The 18,649-nt window shown below is 64.9% G+C and carries 19 protein-coding genes and 1 riboswitch; of the genes, 14 read left to right on the top strand and 5 right to left on the bottom strand.

What is annotated here, in order from left to right; genetic code table 11:
- Positions 1–143 precede the first annotated feature (143 nt).
- The 7 genes from JMY29_RS16965 to JMY29_RS16995 all read left to right on the top strand — a co-directional run bounded on the left by JMY29_RS16965 (position 144) and on the right by JMY29_RS16995 (position 7,775).
- On the top strand, positions 144–1,319 hold the full coding sequence (locus JMY29_RS16965; RefSeq protein WP_189076217.1) for a sensor histidine kinase: 1,176 nt from the start codon (positions 144–146) through the stop codon (positions 1,317–1,319).
- Positions 1,316–1,966, top strand: a complete 651-nt coding sequence (locus tag JMY29_RS16970; protein WP_189076218.1) for a response regulator — start codon at positions 1,316–1,318, stop codon at positions 1,964–1,966. The genes JMY29_RS16965 and JMY29_RS16970 overlap by 4 nt, the downstream gene beginning before the upstream one ends.
- An 88-nt stretch (positions 1,967–2,054) precedes the next feature.
- Positions 2,055–2,933 (top strand): hypothetical protein, encoded by an 879-nt coding sequence (locus JMY29_RS16975; RefSeq protein ID WP_189076219.1) that lies wholly within the window; start codon positions 2,055–2,057, stop codon positions 2,931–2,933.
- 64 nt (positions 2,934–2,997) lie between these two features.
- Positions 2,998–4,332, top strand: coding sequence for an FAD-binding oxidoreductase (locus JMY29_RS16980; RefSeq protein WP_189076220.1), 1,335 nt, complete (start codon positions 2,998–3,000; stop codon positions 4,330–4,332).
- 132 nt (positions 4,333–4,464) lie between these two features.
- Positions 4,465–5,334 (top strand): DUF4031 domain-containing protein, encoded by an 870-nt coding sequence (locus JMY29_RS16985; protein WP_189076221.1) that lies wholly within the window; start codon positions 4,465–4,467, stop codon positions 5,332–5,334.
- Positions 5,331–6,107, top strand: a complete 777-nt coding sequence (locus tag JMY29_RS16990) for a 2-phosphosulfolactate phosphatase (protein WP_189076222.1) — start codon at positions 5,331–5,333, stop codon at positions 6,105–6,107. The genes JMY29_RS16985 and JMY29_RS16990 overlap by 4 nt, the downstream gene beginning before the upstream one ends.
- Positions 6,108–6,116: 9 nt before the next feature.
- Positions 6,117–7,775 (top strand): sialidase family protein, encoded by a 1,659-nt coding sequence (locus JMY29_RS16995; protein WP_189076223.1) that lies wholly within the window; start codon positions 6,117–6,119, stop codon positions 7,773–7,775.
- A 12-nt stretch (positions 7,776–7,787) separates the two neighbouring features.
- Here JMY29_RS16995 and JMY29_RS17000 read toward each other — a convergent pair whose 3' ends face one another.
- Both JMY29_RS17000 and JMY29_RS17005 read right to left on the bottom strand, forming a co-directional pair.
- Positions 7,788–8,189: a YccF domain-containing protein gene (locus JMY29_RS17000; RefSeq protein WP_018778312.1), complete on the bottom strand. Its 402-nt coding sequence runs from the start codon at positions 8,187–8,189 to the stop codon at positions 7,788–7,790.
- A 446-nt stretch (positions 8,190–8,635) separates the two neighbouring features.
- A complete protein-coding gene (locus JMY29_RS17005) occupies positions 8,636–9,232 on the bottom strand; it encodes a phosphoribosylanthranilate isomerase (protein ID WP_189076224.1) in 597 nt (198 codons plus the stop codon).
- A 98-nt stretch (positions 9,233–9,330) separates the two neighbouring features.
- Here JMY29_RS17005 and JMY29_RS17010 point away from each other — a divergent pair, with 98 nt between their 5' ends.
- The 5 genes from JMY29_RS17010 to JMY29_RS17030 all read left to right on the top strand — a co-directional run bounded on the left by JMY29_RS17010 (position 9,331) and on the right by JMY29_RS17030 (position 12,659).
- Positions 9,331–9,978: a HutD/Ves family protein gene (locus JMY29_RS17010; RefSeq protein ID WP_189076225.1), complete on the top strand. Its 648-nt coding sequence runs from the start codon at positions 9,331–9,333 to the stop codon at positions 9,976–9,978.
- Between the two features lie 57 nt (positions 9,979–10,035).
- Positions 10,036–10,101, top strand: a riboswitch (guanidine-III (ykkC-III) riboswitch).
- A gap of 9 nt (positions 10,102–10,110) precedes the next feature.
- Positions 10,111–10,425: a DMT family transporter gene (locus tag JMY29_RS17015; RefSeq protein WP_039243006.1), complete on the top strand. Its 315-nt coding sequence runs from the start codon at positions 10,111–10,113 to the stop codon at positions 10,423–10,425.
- Positions 10,426–10,427: 2 nt separating this feature from the next.
- Positions 10,428–10,802: a DMT family transporter gene (locus tag JMY29_RS17020; RefSeq protein ID WP_039243007.1), complete on the top strand. Its 375-nt coding sequence runs from the start codon at positions 10,428–10,430 to the stop codon at positions 10,800–10,802.
- A gap of 197 nt (positions 10,803–10,999) precedes the next feature.
- On the top strand, positions 11,000–12,004 hold the full coding sequence (locus JMY29_RS17025) for an aldo/keto reductase (RefSeq protein ID WP_189076226.1): 1,005 nt from the start codon (positions 11,000–11,002) through the stop codon (positions 12,002–12,004).
- A 4-nt stretch (positions 12,005–12,008) separates the two neighbouring features.
- Positions 12,009–12,659, top strand: a complete 651-nt coding sequence (locus JMY29_RS17030) for an MBL fold metallo-hydrolase (RefSeq protein WP_018778306.1) — start codon at positions 12,009–12,011, stop codon at positions 12,657–12,659.
- A 75-nt stretch (positions 12,660–12,734) separates the two neighbouring features.
- On the opposite strand, the gene JMY29_RS17035 is transcribed toward JMY29_RS17030, so the two are convergent.
- Both JMY29_RS17035 and JMY29_RS17040 read right to left on the bottom strand, forming a co-directional pair.
- On the bottom strand, positions 12,735–14,453 hold the full coding sequence (locus JMY29_RS17035; RefSeq protein ID WP_018778305.1) for a DEAD/DEAH box helicase: 1,719 nt from the start codon (positions 14,451–14,453) through the stop codon (positions 12,735–12,737).
- Between the two features lie 339 nt (positions 14,454–14,792).
- Positions 14,793–16,187, bottom strand: coding sequence for an MFS transporter (locus tag JMY29_RS17040; RefSeq protein WP_189076227.1), 1,395 nt, complete (start codon positions 16,185–16,187; stop codon positions 14,793–14,795).
- Between JMY29_RS17040 and soxR the strand changes: the two genes are divergently transcribed.
- Positions 16,186–16,710 carry a redox-sensitive transcriptional activator SoxR gene (gene soxR / locus JMY29_RS17045; protein WP_082010245.1) on the top strand — a complete coding sequence of 175 codons (525 nt, stop codon included), beginning with the start codon at positions 16,186–16,188 and terminating at the stop codon, positions 16,708–16,710. The genes JMY29_RS17040 and soxR overlap by 2 nt on opposite strands.
- Positions 16,711–16,802: 92 nt before the next feature.
- The gene (locus JMY29_RS17050; RefSeq protein ID WP_370584041.1) at positions 16,803–17,519 is read left to right on the top strand and encodes an SAM-dependent methyltransferase; all 717 of its coding nucleotides are present in this window, start codon (positions 16,803–16,805) and stop codon (positions 17,517–17,519) included.
- On the opposite strand, the gene JMY29_RS17055 is transcribed toward JMY29_RS17050, so the two are convergent.
- Positions 17,516–18,553: an Lrp/AsnC family transcriptional regulator gene (locus JMY29_RS17055; protein ID WP_189076229.1), complete on the bottom strand. Its 1,038-nt coding sequence runs from the start codon at positions 18,551–18,553 to the stop codon at positions 17,516–17,518. The two genes, JMY29_RS17050 and JMY29_RS17055, sit on opposite strands and share 4 nt — an antisense overlap.
- Between the last annotated feature and the right edge of the window lie 96 nt (positions 18,554–18,649).

Here is an 18,649-nt window from a genome sequence, read left to right on the forward strand (position 1 = left end):
ACCGTGCTCCGGGGGGCGCGCGCCGCCGCACCCCCATCGGCATGTCGCGCCTCTCAGTACCTCGGACGAACTTGCTCCCCCGCCCGGATGAACCAAGGGCCAAACGGGGCCCGAGCCCGGACCGCTCACCCTAGGGTTGAAGCATGTCACCGAGAATCCAGGCCCTCCGCCCCGCCGCCGCACCCTTGGCAGGCCTTGGCATGCTCGTGGCACTCATGGTCCTGGAGGAACGCAGTTTCGATTCGGCGAGCGCGGTCCTGGTCGCCCTCACGGCGGCGGTTGCAGCCGCCGAACTGGTCCCCGTTCCCGCCATCGTCTTCGCCTTCGCTGCCTTGGGCTTCCAGGCGTTCGGCATCTTCCCGAGCGTGATGCTGTCCGGCGCCACGCCCTATGTGTGCTTGCCGGTGCTCTTCTTTTTCACCACTCTCGGTTGGAAAGAACCGCAGCGGTGGCCACTGCCTGTTGCGGCCGTGACCGCAGCCGGGCTGGTCACCGTGAACTGGTTCGCCGACACCGCGTGGATCAACTTTGTTTTCGGCAAACAGCTGACCGAAGCGAGCCCCTTCCGCATTGCTGTGTACGCCTTCCTGGTGTTCGCCTCATTCTCGGCCCTCAACCTCGCTGGATGGGCTGCCGCTGCGTCGGTCCGGCAGGCCGTTGCCAACCGGATGGCGAAGGAACAGGCGGAGTCCCGGCTCGAATCAACGGCGGGCGCCTTGGTGATCGAACAAGAGCGCAACAGGATCGCCCGGGAGCTGCATGACGTCCTTGCGCATTCCCTCGCCGTCATCACAGCCCAGGCGGAAGGGATCCGCTACGTCCACCGGACTGAGCCGGAACTGGTGGAGGAGGCGGCCAACGTCATTGCGTCTTCGGCAAGGAGCGCACTGCAGGAAACCCGGCGGCTCGTGCAAAGTTTCGGCTCGGAACTGGAGGGTCCCGCACCCGGAACCTCGGAATTGCCGGCCCTGGCCGAACGCCTGGAGAGCAGCGGGATGCCTATCGAGCTGCACACGGCCGGGCTGGAGGGTCTCTCCCCGGTAGAGGACCTCACCGTCTACAGAATCGTCCAGGAAAGCCTGACGAATGCGTTCAAACATGGGGACCGCGAGGCCGGCGCAGTGGTGACGGTTGCCCGCGAACCCCGCGGCCTGCGTCTGAAGATCCGCTCAAGGCTGGCCGACGGCGGGACTGAACTGCCGCCGTCGGGAACCGGCCGCGGCATCCCGGGTATGCGTGAACGCGCGACGGCGGCGGGCGGGCGGCTCACTACGGTCACCAACGGCCAACTCTTCGAAGTGGAGGCAATCCTGCCATGAACGACACCCCGATCCGCGTCGCATTGGTTGACGATCAACCCTTGTTCAGCGCTGGTTTGAAGATGATCCTTGGCAGCCAGCCTGACCTGGACCTGGTAGGCGAAGCCACTGACGGTGAGCAGGCTGTTGCCCTCGCGGCGGACGTCGGACCGGACGTGATGCTGATGGACATTCGGATGCCGGTCATGGACGGGATCACCGCCACGCGCCACATCACCGAAAGCAGCGGCCGTACAAAGGTCATTGTGCTCACCACCATCCAGCACGACGAAGCCGTGGTGCGCGCCATCCAAGCCGGCGCCGGCGGTTTCCTCACCAAGGATGCGACACCGGAATTCCTGCTCGCCACCATCCGCACCGTTCACGCCGGGCACGCGGTCATGGCTCCTTCGGCTACGAATGAACTACTCAGGGACTACACCACTCCCGCAGAGTCCAACACGGCCGTCCTGGAACCCCTGTCGGCCCGGGAGCACGATGTCTTCATGCTGGCCGCCAAAGGCCTGGCCAACGGGGAGATCGCCGCGTCCCTGGTTCTCAGCGACGCCACGGTGAAATCCCACATCGGGAACATCCTGTCCAAGCTCAAACTCAAAAACCGGATCCAGCTGGTTGCCTTCGCGTACCAAAACAGGCTGATCGGCTAGATCATCACGCTCCAAACCAGGCCCTGGAACACCAGGGCCGGCCACCGCATTGCCAAAAACCGACCATAATTCGTCCAGAGGAGAAACGATGAAAAAGAAAACCATTGGGGTACTGATTCTTACTGCCGGGGCTGCCGCGACATTGGCTGCCGCCGCCACGCCAGGAGTCTCCTCCATGCTGACCAAACCGGCGGAGCATCCGGTGTCCGGCGTGACTCTGGCAGCCGAGCAGTTCGCGTCCGCGGATTCCGCGGCCGAAAACGGGGTGGCCGAAGCCGTGCGTCGGTGCATGGCCAAGGCTGGATACGACTACACACCGGTTTCCGCAGGACAGCAATCCGTGGATCTCAAACAGCACGTAGGCTTCGATACGCTCAGCGTTGAGACTGCACGGGCTTCGGGATACGCCTCAACCAAGCCCAAGGGACCGGGCGAGCCCGCCCCGGACTCCGACCTCGGCAAACTCATGGCCGATCCCGCTTTTCAGCAGGCCCTCAACGGCAGTGGCTCGCCTGAACAGAACGTAGTCCAGTCCTCAGCAGGTACGGGGATGCTGTGGGGAGGCTGCAAAGCCGAGGGCATCACCGCCATCTATGGGACTGCCGACAACTACATGAGGGCCACCGCATTGGCTTTCAACTCGCTGATGGTCGCCACCAACGCTGCAGGCCAGGACGCCGGGATCCAGACCGCCGTCGACTCCTGGAAAGAATGCATGTCCACAACGGCCTTCCCCTACAGCCATCCGGGCGAAGCGGTCTCTGCGGGATTGGACGCCGGCGGCCAAAAAGAACTGAAGATCGCTGTCACCGATGCGGGCTGCCGCGAAAGCACCGGATTCGACGCGAAGATCACCACGGTGTTGGACAAGTACTTGACCACGCGCATGAAGGAACTGGAGACGGAGGTAGCCGCGGTTAAGCAGATACGGAGGGATGCCTCGGCGCGGGCGACCGCTTTGCTCTAGCCCCAAAGGACCCGCCGCCGTACCCTGTTCTAGGGAGAGAGTCTTAGGCGCGAAGGAGCGTCCCATGGAATGGATTCGTCCGGACAGCCCGAACTATGACGAGGCCCGGAAACTCTTCAATGCGATGATCGACCGCAGGCCTGCCGTCATCGCCAAATGCTCCGATCCCGGCGAGGTGGCCGAGGCTCTCAGCTACGCACGCAACCACAACCTTGACGTGGCGGTTCGTTCAGGCGGGCACTCCGTGGCCGGTATGTCCACCAATGACGACGGATTGGTGATCGATGTCCGTCCGATGAAATCGATCAGCGTCAACACTGAGGCTAAGACCGTGACAGCCGGCGCCGGGCTCACCTGGGGCGAATTCGACCGCGCGACACAGCAGCACGGCCTCGCGGTTACCGGCGGCCGTGCTTCCACCACGGGAGTCTCCGGATTCACGTTGGGCGGGGGCTCGGGGTGGCTTGAACGCTCGTACGGATTCGCCTGCGACAACCTGCTTTCCGTAGACCTCGTCACGGCCTCCGGCGAACGTGTGACCGCCAGTCCGGACGAAAACCCCGAGCTGTTTTGGGCACTCCACGGCGGCGGTGGGAACTTCGGTGTGGCAACGTCCCTGACGTTCAAGCTGCACGACCTCGGCCCCACCGTCATGGCAGGGCTCATGCTTTTCCCAGGGGAGGATGCCAAAGACTTGTCGCGCGCCTTCCGGGGCCTTGCCCTTGAAGCTCCCGACGCCGTCGGAACAGCCTTGGTGTATCTCACCGCTCCGCCGGAAGAGTTCGTACCGGAAGATATGGTGGGCAAGCTCGCCGTCGGAATGGCCTATATCTATGCGGGCGATGTTGAGGCGGGCGAGGAACACGCAAAGCCGTTCCGCGAACTTGGCCCCGCCGTAGACTTGGTCTCGCCCATGGGGTACGCGGACTTCCAGTGCATGATCGACGATCCACCGGACCATTACAACTACTGGAGCGCCGACTACCACAACGAGCTCAACGACGACGCGCTGGATCTGCTGGTTGATTCGGCGCAGCGGCTCCCGGGCCCCCATTCACAGCAACTCGTGGCCCGCTGGGGCGGGGCGGTGGGCGGACCGGCTGCGGCGAACACACCGCTGCAGCACCGGGGCGCAGCATGGGTCAGCCATCCATTCGGGCTGTCTGAGACGCGGGAAGGAGGTCAGGAAGCCAAAGCATGGGTCAAGCAGTTCCGGCAGGACATCGCCCCTCACACAACGGGCGGGGTGTGGCTGAACTTCATCGGCGACGAAGGGCAAGACCGGATCATGGCGGCCTACGGGGATCAGAACTATCGCCGGCTGTCCTTGGTGAAGCGTGAGTTCGATCCCGACAACGTGTTCCAGGGCAACCAGAACATCCTGCCGGCCCAGCACTGATTTTCACCGGCGCTCCTTCCCGGTTGCCGTCGACCCTACGGGCAGTGAAGCCCGTCTCCGGGGCGAAGCACGGCGGTAGACGCCCCCGATGGCCGGCGACTGGGAGGGCTCGCCCGGGACTACACTTTGGCCATGGCCATCTACGTCGATCCGCCCCTGTGGCCCGCGCACGGAACCGTGTTTTCGCACCTCGTTTCGGACACTTCGCTGGATGAGCTCCATGCGTTCGCGGCTGCCGCCGGGGTTCCGGAGAGGGCCTTCGACGGGGACCACTATGACGTCCCGGAACGCCGCTACAACGATCTCATCGTGGCGGGCGCCATTCCCGTGGAAGCCCGGATCCTGGTGCGCAAACTCATCGCCAGCGGCCTACGAATTCCCGCGCGGGAACGGAGTAAAGCTTTGACAGTTCCGTTGATGGAGCGTTGGAACAGTATCTTCCCCGGCCATGAGGAGCTGGGCCTGGAGCTGTTGGAGCGGTGGGGCGAGGACGGCCGGAAATACCACAGCCGCACACACCTCCTGGCAGTTCTTGAAGCCCTGGACACTCTGACAGAACCCGCCCTGCCTGCACGGACCGTCTCCTTGGCGGCTTGGTTTCACGACGCCGTTTATGAAGGTGTTGCTGGTCAGGATGAGGAAGACTCAGCCATCCTGGCCGAGGACCGGCTCACGGCTGCTGGCCTCGCCGCTGCCGATGTGGCCGAGGTGGCCCGGCTCGTCAGGCTCACTTCCACCCACTCCCCTGAGCCCGGTGACCATGCCGGCGCCCTCCTCTGCGACGCCGACCTCTCTGTCCTTGGCGGCGACGAACATGCCTACGCACGTTACCTGGCCGCCGTCCGCGAAGACTACGCCCACGTCAGCGACGATGACTTCGCGAAGGGTCGCGCCGCCGTCGTACGCCATCTGCTAAGTCTGGACCCGCTGTTCCACAGCGAACGGGCCAAGGGCCTCTGGCTCGACGCCGCCCGCCGGAATCTAGCGGGCGAACTCGCGTGAGCGGCGTGCCCAGCGAACCCGGAGCGCCGCAGCGGCAGCTCCCGTACTCGGTCCGGTTTGAATGGGGGCTCGACGGCGCCCGCGCGGTAGTGCCGGGCGCTGACCTTGCGGTGGTGGTTGACGTCCTGTCGTTCACGACGTGCGTGAGCGTCGCGGTGGATCGCGGGGCGGTGGTGTTTCCCTATCCGCTGAGGGACGCGGGTGCAAGCGAGTTCGCGGCCCGCCACCGGGCCGCATTGGCGGGGCCGCGGGGTTCGGAAGGGCTGAGCTTGTCGCCCGTGAGCCTCAGTGCTGCGCCGGTACTCGACCGGGTCGTTCTGCCCTCCCCCAACGGGTCCACCATCAGCCATGAAGTGGCCGGTTCAGCCCGTCAGGTGGTGGCCGTTTCACTGCGCAACGCTGCTGCCACGGCCGATTGGGTGCAGGCCACACTGCCTCATGGTGCCGTTATTGCCGTCATCGCTGCGGGTGAGAAGTGGGGCAACGGTAGCCTGCGGCCGGCGTTGGAGGACGAACTTGGAGCCGGGGCGTTCATTGCCGGACTCGCGGCTGCCGGGCGTCACAACTTTTCCCCGGAAGCGGCCGCTGCTGCTGCCGCCTTCGATGCTGCGGAACCGCATCTTGCGGGCATTCTGCGGGGATGTTCCAGTGGCCGGGAACTGATCGACGCCGGTTTTGCGGGTGATGTCGTCATCGCGGCGGAGCTGGACGCAGGTTCCGCAATTGCTCTCTTGCAGGACGGTGCCTATCGGGGAGTGTTGGCGTCCAGCTAGCATAGAGGTGTGACCTCCTACCTCTTGGACCCTTCCCGCTCATCGGTTCCCCTAGCCGTCCCCGATGTAGAGCACGTCCTGGCTGTGCGCGGCGTGGGCGGCTACCGGCAATACCGCATCCCCGCCCTTGCTATCAGCACCCGGGGCACTCTTTTAGCCGCCTATGACGGCAGGCCCAACCTGGACGACCTCCCCAATCCCATCGATCTCCTCCTGCGCCGCAGCTACGACAACGGAGTCACGTGGGAGCCACAGCAGCTGGTTCGCACCGGTTCGGGACTCCACGGCTTCGGCGATCCAAGCCTGCTGGTGGACTCCGACACCGGGCGCATCTTCATGTTCCATGCCGCCGGGACCCACGCAGGTTTCTTTGAAGCAGTTGCCGGATTGGAGCCGGATGACGACGTGCAGCACGCGGACCTCAGTTATTCAGACGACGACGGCGACACCTGGCAGCACCGCCGGCTCACCGCGCAACTTAAGCACGGCGCTGTCACTGGCCTGTTCGCCGCCGCCGGACAGGGAATCCAGATCCACACCGGACCTTTTGCGGGCCGGTTGGTGCAACAGTTTGTGTTGCTGGTGGACGGTGCCATCACGGCCGCGTCTGCGTTCAGCGACGATCATGGTGAGACCTGGACTTTGGGCGAGCTGATCGGTCCGGGTACCTCAGGCGTGGGGCCGAACGAGAACAAAGTAGTGTGCTTGGACGATGGCCGGTTGCTCCTGCATTCACGGGCCACGCCCTGCCGCTTGGCTGCAGTGTCCGAGGACGGCGGCCAAACGTGGAGCCCGCTGCAGCCTGTTCCGGACCTGCCGGATCCCAGCGACAACGGGTCCCTGACGCGCTTCGATGGTCAGCCGCATGGTACCTTCGCGGCGCCGGAGACTTCATCCTGGCTGCTGGCGAGCAACAACCAGGACCCTCATCTGCGTCGGAACACCATGCTGAGTCTCTCCCCCGACAACGGCGCCACCTGGCCGGCAAAGCTGCTGCTGTGCCCGGGAAGCTCGGCCTACTCCACCGTGGCGCGGCTGCCGAACGGGAATATCGGGGTTCTCTATGAACGGCAGGGGTACCGGGAGATTGTGTTCGCGTCCATTCCTGCCGAGCAGCTGGCGGGGCAACTCTCCGCTTCACCCTGGGTTATGCCTGGGCCCACGGGCCTGGTCTTCGACATGGAACTGCGGTCCATCACCCCAGGCCGGCCCGCCGTGTGGCAGAACGCCGGCGACTTCCACGTGATCCCGTCCAACAGCGACGGCCAATGGGATGTCCAAACGTGGAAAGAAATCGGGCAGGGCTACGCCGGAGACCAGGTTCTCGGCACCCGGGAAGCCCAGGACCTCAACTACGGACCCATCGTCCCCGGCTACAAAGCCGGGGACATCCTTGCCTTCACCGGACGGGTCCGCAACGGAGGCACTGAGCCGGCTGCCGGCGTCGTACTTCGCGGACCGCACCAGAACGCGGGCGGTTTCCCGCCCGCGGACCTGTTACCCGGCGAGCATGTCCTCTACTTCACGCCGACCTACACCATTACGGCGTCGGACCTCGAGCACAGCACGCTGGAACTCGCCTTCACGGTGGAGGCCGACGGCGGGAGCGTGCGTGTGGAGCGGACGTTCCGTTTCGATCTGCGCACCGGGGCGGTTGTTGCGTCCTAGCGGGGCCGCACCTTAGCGGTAGGTGCTGACGAACGGCTGGTTGGTGGGCACAATCTGCTTGCCGAGCGGCATCAGCGACACCGGGATCAACTTCAGGTTGGCGATAGCCAGCGGAATCCCAATGATGGTGATGGCCATGGCAAACGCGGTGACCACGTGACCGATGGCAATCCAGATACCCGCCACCAGCAACCAGATGACGTTGCCCAGGAGCGCGAAGACCCCTGTGCCGCCCGGCTTCTCAACCACCATCCGCCCGAAGGGCCACAAGCAGTACGCCCCGATCCGGAACGAAGCGATGCCCCAAGGAATGGTCACGATGAGCACGCAGCAAATAATGCCTGCCGCGAAGTAGCCCAGGGCCAACCAGAACCCGCCGAAGACAAGCCAGATGACGTTAAGGATCGTTTTCATGTCCTCATTCTCTCCTGCGGGGCTGACAAAATGCCTAGGGGTCTGCCCTGAATCTTCCCTGACTTCAGCCGCCCAACCCGACGCTCGCTCACATCCCTATGGCTTCCCCCCAACCCTCTTCCACACCCCACGCCCTTCCCACCAACCCTCACTCACACCCCACGCCCTTCCCGCCAACCCTCACCCACATCCCACGCCCTTCCCACCAACCCTCACTCACACCCCTACCGAAGCGCCCTGGATGTGAGGAATCGTCCGGCCGAAACACCCGGGAAGTGAAAAAGGATCCGGTTCAAACACGCGGGATGAGAAGAAGGGATCGGTTCAAACACGCGGGATGTGAGGGAGCATCCCGTTCAAACACCCGGAACGTGAAGAAGCGTCCAGTTCAAACACGCGGGATGAGAGGAAGGGACCGGTTGAAACCCTAGGGATGTGAGGGAGGGTCAGGCTTTGGCGGCAGTGACGAAGGCGCGGATCTTAGCCAGGTCCTTCACACCCCGCGAAGACTCGACACCGGAGGAAACGTCCACTCCCCAAGCGCCGGCAGCGGCTGCGGCGAAGGCCACGTTGCCGGGTTCCAAACCACCGGCGAGCAACCACGCCCGGCCCTCGAGCTCCTTCTCACGCACTGAGGCGTAGTCCCAGGACTCCCCCGACCCCGGCACTGCGGCGTCGATCAGGAACACGTCTTCGCCCAGATCCGCGAACTCGTCCTGGGAGGCACCCATGGTGACGGCACGGATGAGCCGCATGCCGGCGTCGTGCACTGTTTTGACGTCGTCCGCAGTACGGCGACCGTGCAGCTGCACCCACGAAAGTCCTGACGCGCGGGCCGTCGCCACGGCATCGGCGGCGGCTTCATGCCGGAAAACACCCACGGCATGAACCCCGGCGGGCACCAGCGGGAGCAGGATACGAACCTGGTCCGGGTTGACCTCCCGCGGGCTGGTGGTGAGGACGAAACCGACGGCGTCAGCACCGGCGTCGACGGCTTCACGTACTGATTCGGGCGTGCTCAAGCCGCATACTTTGACGAACATCCAGCGCCTCCCTCACTACCCGAACAACGTTTTCCACATATGACGTTAGCAAGCCGCGTTGCCATCGGAGAACCTGCGTCCACCATTAGGCTGGTCGGATGGAGATTATCCGTTTTGCTGACATCCGTCCCGAACCGTGGCGCAATGGCGGCGGGGTGACGCGCGAACTCGCGAGCCACCCGCAGGCAGCCTCTGCGCAGGACGGTGCCTGGGATTGGCGTGTCAGCATCGCCGACGTCTCCAAAGCCGGAGAATTCTCCGTTTTCCCGGGCATGGAGCGGGTCATCACCATCATCGACGGCGAACTGCTGCTCCTCACCGTGGACGGCTCCGAGCACCCGCTCGAGAAATACCGTCCGTTCCGTTTCTCCGGCGAGGCCGCATCCTCGGCGACCCTCCCCACCGGCGATATCCGGGACTTGAACGTCATCGCCCGCGAAGGCGCGTTCAAGGGCTACACGTCGATCGTTGAGATCTCCAAGAAACGGGCTCACCCGGTGTTCGAGGGGCAGTTGGCTGTTCTGCTGGAGGGCAAGGCGACAGTTGCGCCCGGCGCCGGAGTCGAGGAAGAGCCGGCTGTGGAGGAAGAGTCCGACGGCGGCGCTCCGGCAACCAGCCCCGGGGAACCTGTCGAGTTGGCTCGCTATGACGCCGTCGTGGGTTCGGATACCCGCAGCCCTGAGATCTCCGGGCGGGGCTTTATCGCAGTGATCTCGATCGACCATGTGGAGCCGACTGACGCCTGATCTGGTGACGTTAACCACCAGAAGTGGCCACCCCGCGCCGGAGTTGCTAGCCTGAAATGAAGGTTCCGCTCTGGAACCTCCGGACGACGGTTCAGTACCCGGCACGCGACAAGACTGGCCAAAGGAAATGTCATGTCGTGGATAATTCTCATTCTTTCCGGTGCACTCGAGGCCGTCTGGGCCGCAGCTCTGCACCGTTCCAAGGGCTTCCGTAAACCCGTCCCAACAGTCGTTTTCCTGGTCGCAGTCACTGCGAGCATGGGCGGGCTGGCCATCGCAATGCAATCCATCCCAACGGGCACGGCCTACGCCGTGTGGGTGGGGGTGGGTGTGGTGCTCACCGCGGCTTACGCGATGGTCACCAAAGTTGAACGCGCGACGACGGCCCGGCTGCTTCTGCTTGCAGGCATCGGCGTATGTGTGGTCGGCCTGAAGGTGGTGGCATAGCCATGACGACAAAAACCAAGAACACCGGTAACGGAATCTTCTGGGCTATCCTCCTGGCGTCGGCGGTCCTCGAAGCCGTGTGGGCCACCGCTTTGGGGCTCTCCAATGGCTTCACGCAACTCATGCCCACACTGGTCTTCGCCGTCACCGCAGTATTGAGCATGCTGGGACTGGGTATCGCGGTGAAGCGCATCCCCCTTGGCACGGCTTACGCGGTATGGGTGGGTATCGGCGCGGCGCTGACCGTTGGCTGGGCCATGATCACGGGCGTCGAATCGGCAAGCCCGCTGAAACTCCTCTTTATCGCCGGAATCGTGGGCTGTGCCGCCGGCCTGAAGGCGCTGCCCGCAGAGAAAGCCGTAGCCAAGCCCGAGTAGCGCCCGCTCCCTGGCGCCCTGTTTCGATGGTTCGCTGCACACCATGCCGCTCGCACGGCACACTGTGCAGCGAACCATCGAATCAGCCAGGCAAGGCCACGCGAGGCCAGGCGGTGCTCGCAGAAATCGCAGGAATACCCCAGCGCGCCATCGGGTTCACGCCTTCAAGAGCACCCAAACACGCATTGGAGACGTTCATGACTGCAGTTCAGCTCGGAGATGGCCTCACGGTCAGCCCCCTCGGTTTCGGCGGAATGGCCCTGACCCCGGTCTATGGCGGGATCGACCCGGAGGAAGGCCTGCAAACACTCAGGCACGCCGTGGACGCGGGCATCACGTTCATCGACACCGCAGATGTGTATGGCGCGGGCAGCAACGAGGAACTCGTGGGCAGGCTCCTGAAGGAGCGCCGCGACGAGATCCATGTAGCCACGAAGTTTGGAATTGAGGGCAACCCCGCGGACGGATACACGGGAGTCCGCGGGGATGCACCGTACGTCAGGCAAGCGGCGGAAGCGAGCCTCCGCCGCTTGGACACTGACGTCATTGACCTCTACTACATGCATCGCCGTGACCTCCGCGTTCCGATAGTGGAAACCGTGGAGGCAATGGCGGAGCTGGTCCGTGAGGGCAAGGTCCGGCACCTCGGCTTGTCGGAAGTGACAGCCGAGGAGCTCAGGCAGGCCAACGCCGTCCATCCCATTGCCGCGGTCCAGAGTGAATGGTCAATCTGGAGCAGGGATGTTGAGCTCAACGTTGTTCCTGCAGCCAAGGAGCTTGGCGTAGGGTTTGTGCCCTATTCGCCGCTGGGCCGCGGGTTCCTTACGGGAACCGTCAGCGCGGGCGATCTTGGCGAAAATGACTTCCGCCATAAGATCCCCCGTTTTGGCGACGAGGCACTTGATGCAAACCAGGCCGTTGTAGCCGCGGTTCGCGAGGTAGCCAGTGGGCTGGATGCAACTCCTGCCCAGGTAGCCCTGGCTTGGCTTTTCGCCCAAGGTCAGCGCCTCGGGATTTCGGTGGTCCCCATCCCCGGCACGCGCAAGACGTACCGGATCGACGAGAATCTCGGCGCACTGTCCCTGCAACTGGGAACAGCGCACCTTGAGGTGCTCGACCAAGCCGCTGCCGCCGTCGTGGGTTCACGCTCCGCCGACCCCAACTGGGTCTCGCAGGGCCGCGAAGCCAAGAACGTAGGCTGAACGAATGGATTCGCTTATTCACTCACTACGTGACGTCACCATTCGCAGCATTTCGGTCAGCGAGATGAACAACAACGTGTACCTGTTGACGTCAAAGTCCACAGGTGCGCAGGTGTTGATCGACGCCGCCGACGACCTTCCAGCCATCCAGCAGCTTCTGTCGGAGTCCGCGGGCGATTCGGCCGAGCCCACCAAGCTGGTCCGGATAGCAACCACCCACCAGCACTGGGATCACGTCCGTGCGCTGGCGGAGCTGGTGGAAGTCACCGGGGCCACCACGTCAGCGGGAGCGGACGACGCCGATGCGTTGCCGGTTCCGGTGGATGTCCGGCTTGGTCACGGCGACGTTGAGCGGTTCGACGACATCGAGCTCACGGCGGTCCACCTGCGTGGACATACCCCTGGCTCGATCGCCTTCGTGTACCAGGACCCGGACGGGCCGGCCCACATTTTCAGTGGAGACTCGCTGTTTCCGGGAGGCGTCGGCAACACACAGAAAGATCCTGCACGCTTCACTTCTCTGTTGAACGACGTGTCGGAACGACTGTTCGACGCCTATCCGGACGATACCCTGGTGCACCCGGGCCATGGATTGCCCACGACCCTCGGAGCCGAGCGGCCACACCTTGAGGAGTGGCGCGCCCGGGGCTGGTAGCACCTGGAGTTGCGGGGCCTGCTCTGCGCTCTATTCCTTGCGGAAAGCGCGTAGAGCGGGCCTCACAACGGGAGGTTAGCGGCCGCGGCGCTCGTTCGAAGCAGGAGCCGAAGCGCGGCGGGGACCGCTGCGTGCCGGACGGCCTGCGCCGGATCCACCGCGACCGGAGTTGCCGGAACCCGAACCGTAGGATCCACCGGACGTAGCGCCCGTAGCGGAGGACCATACGGCCTTGTTCCCACCGGTACGCGTAGAAGTAGTGGATGCCGTGCGAGGAGCCGAAGCTGCGCGCTGGCCGGTAGCCGGACGACCACTGCGGCCGCCCTGGCCCTGCGAGCCCGGGACGTCGTTGCGGTGAGTGGCGCCGGACTTGCCGCGGCCACGTGAGCTGCGGGCGACGTCGTCGTTCATTGCTGCGCGACGCTCGGCGCGGTTGACGTCGGTGCGAACCGGCTCAGCCGCGACCTTTCCGCGTCCGTTGCGACCACCACGGCCGCCGGCCGTGGGAGCAGCCTGCGTGGAACGGCGTGCACGCTTGCGCTGTGCGTTCGCGCCGGTGGACGTGCCGCCACCCTGCGGGGCTTTCGCCGCGAGGAGTGCTGCACGGGTGCGGGGATCGACCTTGTCGGCGATTTCGCCAACGAGGTCGGCAACCAACGGCGAGTTGGCAGTGACGCGCTCAAACGAAACGTCAACGCCGGCAGCCTTCATGAGCTTCTTGACGTCGCTCTGCTGCTCCGGAAGGGTCAGCGTGACCACGGTGCCATCGGAACCTGCGCGGGCCGTACGGCCGGAGCGGTGCAGGTATGCCTTGTGCTCTGTGGGCGGGTCCACGTGGATGACGAGTTCGACGTCGTCAACGTGCACGCCGCGGGCTGCGACGTCGGTTGCCACCAGGACGCGGACGTCACCGTTGGAGAACTCGGCAAGGTTGCGGTCGCGGGCGTTCTGCGACAGGTTGCCATGCAGGTCGACGGCGGGGATGCCGGCGTCGGTGAGGGTCTTGGCAAGCTTGCGGGCGTGGTGCTTGGTCCGCATGAAGAGGACGCGGCGGCCGGCGCCGGAGGCCAGTTCAACAATGAGCTGCTTCTTGACGGTCTGGTCGTTGACCACCAGGACGTGGTGTTCCATGGTGGTGACAGCGGCCTGGGGATCGTCCACGGAGTGTGTCAGCGGGTTGGACAGGTAACGGTTGACCAGCTTGTCAACACCGTTGTCCAGCGTCGCGGAGAAGAGAAGGCGCTGACCCTGGGTGGGGGTCATGTCCATGAGCTTCTTGACCACCGGGAGGAAGCCGAGGTCGGCCATGTGGTCGGCCTCGTCCAGCACGGTGACCTCAACGGCTTCGAGGGTCAGGATGCGCTGGCGGATCAGGTCTTCGAGACGGCCCGGGCAGGCGATGACGATGTCGACGCCGGCGCGCAGCGCCTTCTCCTGGCGTGCCTGGGAGATGCCGCCGTAGATGACCGTGGTGTTCAGGCCCATGGCCTTGGCCAGCGGTTCGATGGTGGCGTTGATCTGGGTTGCCAGTTCACGCGTCGGTGCAAGGACCAGGCCCATGGGGCGGCCGGGCTTGCGGAAATGCTTGGCTTCGCGCTCGGCCAAGCGGGCCACGAGCGGGATGGCGAAAGCGATGGTCTTGCCGGAGCCGGTGCGGCCACGGCCCAGGACGTCGCGGCCTGCGAGGGTGTCCGGGAGGGTCTTCACCTGGATGGGGAATGCCTCTTCGATGCCGTCTGCAGCGAGGGAATCAGCAATGGCCTTGGGCGTGCCAAGGGCAGCAAAAGTAGTCATAAACTTCATGTCTTTCGGGCGGTGTCCAGTTGCGGACATCGGCCCCCGACGCCGGTTGGGCCAGGGGTTCGCCGAGGAAAAGTCAGGTGGTCTACCGGTTCGCTGCAACAGCGGTGGCCGGGACCAAATAGAACGCGTTCATCGACGCAGGATGTGCCTCTCACATGAAAAATGCCCCGTCGCGCAGCCTTTCAGGCCACCTGCTTCAGGGCGTCACCGCACATCAAGTGTTCCTAGCTTAGCAGCGATGGGGGTGGAACCTTGCATCGCCCGGCGTTGCGGGGCCTGCTATGCGTGCTTCGGGGCCTGCAAAGCGCGCAAAGCGGGCCCCACAACGGGTCAGGCGTGGTGCGAGAGCTCCGGTTCGGCGTTCGGGGACTTGGTTGCGGCCGCGCGGGCGGCGACCCTCGGCGCCATCAGAACCCCGACGACGGCGATCACCGCCGTAAGTGCGAAGACCGCCGCAAACGGGTTCGTCGTCGTAAATGCCGCGAAGACCAGTCCTGTAGCGGCGAGGGACAGCGCACCACCGAGGGAGTCGGAGATGGACATGGCCGCACTGTTGAAGCCCTGGTTCTCCTCGGTGGACAGCGCCAACGTCATGACGGACAAGCGCGGGTACATCAGTCCCATCCCGCCGCCGGCAAGGATCCACCCGCCAATAGCAACGGCGGCGGACAGCGCCAGCGCGGCCGTCACGAGGGTGAGGACAATGGCCACCAGCACCAGCAAGGCACCGATCTTGATGGCGAGGTCATCAGCCAAGCGGGTGCCAAGCCGCCCCTGGATCGCCGACGCCCCGGCCCACGCCAGTGCCGCACCGGTCAGGGTCAGCCCGGCAAACGTGGGCGTGAATGAATAGCGTTCGGTCAGGAGGTACGGCAGGTAGACCTCGGCCCCGAAGAACGCCGCCGACGCCAGGCCCCGGACCAGGATCACACTGGGCAGTCCCCGCCGGGCGGTCAGTGTCCCGCGCGGCACCAGCGGCCGGACAGCCACCACGGCAAGGACCAGCGCGACGACGGCAATCACCCCACCAACTCCCGGCACCTCAGCGGAGAGGTTCAGGCCGAGGACGGCAACAGCTGCGAGCGCTGCCCATCCCATGCGCCCGAAAGCCCACGGAACCGTTTCGGCGGGAGGCTCGGACGACATGCCCCGGACTGCCGGCACCACCATCAGCAGCGCTGGCACCACCAGGCCCACGACACCCAGGAAGACCCAGTGCCAGCTGCTCAACTGGGCCACGACACCTGCGGCGAACGGACCAACGAGCGACGGGACCACCCAGGACGCGGCGAAGGCGGCAAAGATTTTCGGGTGCAGCTCGGGTGGGTACACACGGGCCACCAGCACGTAGAGGGCGACGGTCATCGCGCCGCCGCCCAGACCCTGTACCAAGCGCCCGAGCACCAGGATCTCCATGGTTCCGGCCATGCCGGCGATCAGCAGGCCGGCAACGAACAGTGCCACCGAGGAGTACAGGGGCGCCGCCGGCCCCCGACGGTCGGACCAGTTGCCGGCCGCCACCATGCCCATCACGCCAGTAGCCAGTGGTCCGGCGAAGGCAAGCGCGTAGAGGCTGGCTCCGTCCAGGTCCCGGCTCACGAGCGGCATGATGGTTGTCACTGCGAGGGACTCGAACGCGCTGAGAAATACCAGCGCGCAGGCCCCCACGGTGGCAAGAAGATAGGGACGGCCCAGGATTCCGGCCGTTGAGGTGTCTGAGGTCATGGACGCCAGCCTAGAACCTCAACTAATGTTGAGGTCAATCCAGCACACCCCTACCGGAAGAAGGTCCATGCCCACCGCCCCCGCCCACCGGCCACTGACCATTGGTGAGCTCTCCGAGCGCAGCGGAGTGTCGCCGTCGGCCCTTCATTTCTACGAACGCAACGGGCTTATCGAAGCCGAGCGGACAGCAGGCAACCAACGGCGGTACCGGCGTGACACACTCCGGCGCGTCGCGTTCATCAAGACCTCGCAACGGGTGGGACTGCCGCTCAAGGACATCCGGGAGGCGCTGAACTCGTTGCCCGAAGGCCGCACGCCCACCAAGAGGGATTGGAGCAGGCTGTCGTTGCGCTGGCGGGAGGAACTCGACCAACGGATCGCGGCCTTGCAGCACCTGCGCAACGACCTCGACGGGTGCATTGGCTGCGGTTGCCTGAGCTTGAAATCGTGCACGCTCCAGAACCCGTCGGACGAACTCGGCGCGTCGGGCGCGGGGGCACAACGGTGGATGCTGCCGGACTAGCCAAACTGACTTCCGGGCCAAACTGGCTACCGGCTTTGCCGAAACAGCAAACGGCATTGCCTTCCGCTGCAGCCTCTTGGCACGCTTGGGTCATGACTGAACACACGCACGACGGCGGCACCCACCAGCACGGCCAACCCACCCACGAAGGCGCCCAGCAAGGTGGCTTGAACCTCCATAAGGATGCGGACAACGCCGTGGACATGTGGGACGGCATGTATCGGGAGCGGCCGAAGATCTGGAGCGGGAATCCGAACCCGCAGTTAGTGGCCGAAGCCAAGGACCTGAAGCCCGGCAAGGCCCTCGATTTGGGCTGCGGGGAAGGCGGGGACGCTATCTGGCTCGCGAAGCAGGGCTGGACGGTTACCGCCCTGGACGTGTCCGCCGTCGCCCTTGAACGCGCGGCCGCGCACGCCGAGGAAGCGGGCGTCGCTGACCGGATCACGTGGCAACAGCAGGACCTGACGGAATGGGAGCCGCAGCCGGACTTCGATCTGGTCTCGGCACAGTTCCTGCATTCGCCCCTGCTGCCGTGGCGTGATTCGGTCACCTCGGCCGCCGGGGCTGTGGCGCCTGGCGGGACATTGCTGGTGGTGGGGCATCACCCGCACGGCCTGCCGTCCTGGAGCCAGCACCACCACGAGGCCGGGCTTTTCTTCACTCCGGAGCAGCTGGCGGGTGCCCTGCGGCTAGATACCGAGCCGTGGTTCGTCCATGTGCTGACAGACCGGGCGCGGACGGTTTCGGGTCCCAGCGGTGAATCGGGCACCACCCTGGACACTGTCCTGAGGGCCACGAAGCGGGCTTAGGCGCCCTCCGGCAGCAGGTCTCCGTAGGGCGGTACGACTGTTCCCGTGGCGGTCGAGTCCGGGTTCAGCATCCACCCCACCCGTTTTGCCGTATTGAGCATCACCACGCTTTCCACCAACTCAATGCCGGGGATCCGCTGCTGGATGGTGAGCTCCATTTCCATGACATCCGCCAGCGAGCGCAGCCACATGATCATGGTGAAGTTGGTGCGCCCCGTGGTGGATGCGGAGAAGCGGATGTTGCGGATGGCCCTGAGCTCGGTGGCTGCGGCCTCGTGCTGACCTGCCGGGACATTGGCGAACCATTGGACGGTGATGGGGAAGCCTGAGTACTGCTGGGCTATTTCGCAGCGGAAGGACAGCATGCGGCTGGCCAGGACGCGTCCCAGTTGGCGCTGCACAGTGGCTGGATTCCGGTCCAGCGCCCGGGCGATCTCGGCCGCAGTGGCGCGGCCGTCCCGGGCGAGGAACGGGATGATCGCCAGGTGTGTCTCCGGCAAGGGCGCCACGACGGTGTCGGGAGAAGACGGGTTGGCGGATTCAGGTCCCGCCAGCGACCGCAATGCCTGCTGTTCCGCCTTGCTGAGCACATTGAGCCGCCACGCGTAGCCGCTGGTGTGGATCCGCGTACAGAGAGCCGTGTGGTACTTCGTGAGTCCCCGTACTTCCTTGAGCCGAGGCAACACCTGCGTGCTGAACTGTTCCAGGTCCTGGGTGATGACCGTCAGCGTCAGGTCGCGGTTGCTGGCAGCCTCTTCCACTGTGATGACCTCGGGCAGTTGCGCGACGGCGGCGGTCACCTCGGGCCTGAGGTGCATTTCGCAGTCGATGTCCACCATGGCCAAGCACATGTCCTTGGGGTCGCCCATCAGATGCGCCGTGGTCCAGGCAGCGCCCGCAGCCCTCAGGCGGTCCCAGCGGGCTGCCAGGGTGGTGGCGTGGACGCCCAGGACGCTGCCGGCGTCGGACCAACTGATCCGGGGCGATATCTGCAAGGCGTTGACCAAACGCAGATCTTCTTCGCTGAGTTCCATGAGCTGATTCTCCCAGAAGCGTGCATGAATCGTGTGTTGCAACCAGAAGAATGCATATTTACAGTTGTTTTCAAGCATGTGAAGCAGGTCACCACA

Origin of the sequence: Paenarthrobacter nicotinovorans (assembly GCF_021919345.1) — a bacterium.
GTDB classification, from domain to species: domain Bacteria; phylum Actinomycetota; class Actinomycetes; order Actinomycetales; family Micrococcaceae; genus Arthrobacter; species Arthrobacter nicotinovorans.

Bases quoted from the DNA above. Each gene is read 5' to 3' on its own strand.
- JMY29_RS16980 (WP_189076220.1), top strand. From the start codon at position 2,998: ATGGAATGGATTCGTCCGGACAGCCCGAACTATGACGAGGCCCGGAAA.
- JMY29_RS16985 (WP_189076221.1), top strand. From the start codon at position 4,465: ATGGCCATCTACGTCGATCCGCCCCTGTGGCCCGCGCACGGAACCGTG.
- JMY29_RS17025 (WP_189076226.1), top strand. From the start codon at position 11,000: ATGACTGCAGTTCAGCTCGGAGATGGCCTCACGGTCAGCCCCCTCGGT.
- JMY29_RS17050 (WP_370584041.1), top strand. From the start codon at position 16,803: ATGACTGAACACACGCACGACGGCGGCACCCACCAGCACGGCCAACCC.
- JMY29_RS17020 (WP_039243007.1), top strand. From the start codon at position 10,428: ATGACGACAAAAACCAAGAACACCGGTAACGGAATCTTCTGGGCTATC.
- JMY29_RS17010 (WP_189076225.1), top strand. From the start codon at position 9,331: ATGGAGATTATCCGTTTTGCTGACATCCGTCCCGAACCGTGGCGCAAT.
- JMY29_RS17000 (WP_018778312.1), bottom strand. From the start codon at position 8,189: ATGAAAACGATCCTTAACGTCATCTGGCTTGTCTTCGGCGGGTTCTGG.
- JMY29_RS17030 (WP_018778306.1), top strand. From the start codon at position 12,009: ATGGATTCGCTTATTCACTCACTACGTGACGTCACCATTCGCAGCATT.
- JMY29_RS16975 (WP_189076219.1), top strand. From the start codon at position 2,055: ATGAAAAAGAAAACCATTGGGGTACTGATTCTTACTGCCGGGGCTGCC.
- JMY29_RS17005 (WP_189076224.1), bottom strand. From the start codon at position 9,232: ATGTTCGTCAAAGTATGCGGCTTGAGCACGCCCGAATCAGTACGTGAA.
- soxR (WP_082010245.1), top strand. From the start codon at position 16,186: ATGGACGCCAGCCTAGAACCTCAACTAATGTTGAGGTCAATCCAGCAC.
- JMY29_RS17015 (WP_039243006.1), top strand. From the start codon at position 10,111: ATGTCGTGGATAATTCTCATTCTTTCCGGTGCACTCGAGGCCGTCTGG.
- JMY29_RS17055 (WP_189076229.1), bottom strand. From the start codon at position 18,553: ATGGAACTCAGCGAAGAAGATCTGCGTTTGGTCAACGCCTTGCAGATA.
- JMY29_RS16970 (WP_189076218.1), top strand. From the start codon at position 1,316: ATGAACGACACCCCGATCCGCGTCGCATTGGTTGACGATCAACCCTTG.
- JMY29_RS17035 (WP_018778305.1), bottom strand. From the start codon at position 14,453: ATGACTACTTTTGCTGCCCTTGGCACGCCCAAGGCCATTGCTGATTCC.
- JMY29_RS17040 (WP_189076227.1), bottom strand. From the start codon at position 16,187: ATGACCTCAGACACCTCAACGGCCGGAATCCTGGGCCGTCCCTATCTT.
- JMY29_RS16965 (WP_189076217.1), top strand. From the start codon at position 144: ATGTCACCGAGAATCCAGGCCCTCCGCCCCGCCGCCGCACCCTTGGCA.